Source organism: Rhizobium sp. L9 (assembly GCF_002531885.1).
Taxonomy (GTDB): domain Bacteria; phylum Pseudomonadota; class Alphaproteobacteria; order Rhizobiales; family Rhizobiaceae; genus Rhizobium.
In genome coordinates this window covers 1-1,075 of the sequence record NZ_NWSZ01000086.1, presented here as the reverse complement: position 1 = coordinate 1,075, position 1,075 = coordinate 1, and the positions used below count along the sequence as shown (strand labels likewise).

At 58.7% G+C, this 1,075-nt stretch carries 1 pseudogene; it reads right to left on the bottom strand.

Features of this window, described 5'->3' with window-relative positions:
- Positions 1–81 precede the first annotated feature (81 nt).
- Positions 82–354, bottom strand: a pseudogene (locus CO660_RS34240) (transposase); the annotation flags it as partial.
- Positions 355–1,075: the final 721 nt, after the last annotated feature.

Below are 1,075 nucleotides of genomic sequence, written 5' to 3'. Positions count from 1 at the left end.
CGGCTGGTCGAGCAGCGATCTCGATGCACTCATGCCGTGGAATTACGCGCGCTGAACGGTCTCAGCTTGCCGCTTACGGTGTAGTCGCTTGCCGCAAATTCGATCCGACGCCTCCCAAACAACGACGAGCGCTGCCCGCACGTCGTCGCCGTAAACCCGGCGCCCTGGCCGAGGACCACCCTTCGCCGGTTTGCGTTCTCCTCGCAGCAGTCGCATCGCATGCTTGCGATGAAAGCCCGTGAGCGCCACGAACTCGTCTAACATCCTCGCCTTCTCGGCCCGCCCGCCTAACACATAGCGACAACTGATCGCTGCCACCAATTCCGCACGTGTCGCCATGCTGACCTTCCTCATCACAGCTCCCGAGGTTGATTCGGCGGGAGCAATTTAGATGAGGCAATAACCCATTCTCAGGGAGCAGTTCAGGCGAGGCAATGCGCGCGACAAACTGTGCGGTGCCTTTGATTGTCGCGAATGAGGCTGGCCTGCCGCGCCGGCGTTTGACCCCCATGGCGGAACGTCGTCGATAGCTTTCGACGTTCATTTCGAAGATCGTTGCGTGATGAACAAGTCGGTCCACCGCGGCACCCGCCCGCAGGCATAGTTTGATAGTTGCAGGATACGGGGTCGGCATCGAGCACCCAACTCACACGTTGGTTCATGATCGCCGTATGAAATGCATCCGGCGCCATGGGCGGGTTTCGTCCGGGCCTGAAGCCATAGTAGAACCCGCAAAGGATAGGCCGTCATAGACGGCACTAAGCACTTCAGCGACCGCGCCAGCCTCCTTCGCCCCCGAGGCTCTTCCCGCATCCGTATCTGTCTACACTTCAGATGCGACACCGTCGCCTCTTGGGATGCCCAAACGTCAACGTTTTGAAGGAAGACTGGCGACGTGCACATTCGATGTTGCCCCGGGCACTGGGGATCGTCTCATCTGGGTTGGCGCGCTGCACGTGGCCGCGTAAAAACGGATTCTCTCTCAACGGTTTGGGTGTTTTTTCAAGAACGACTGGCATCTATTGCTCGATCCATCTCCACCCTATTGCTGGAAAAGGTAAATGTCGTTCTCCCT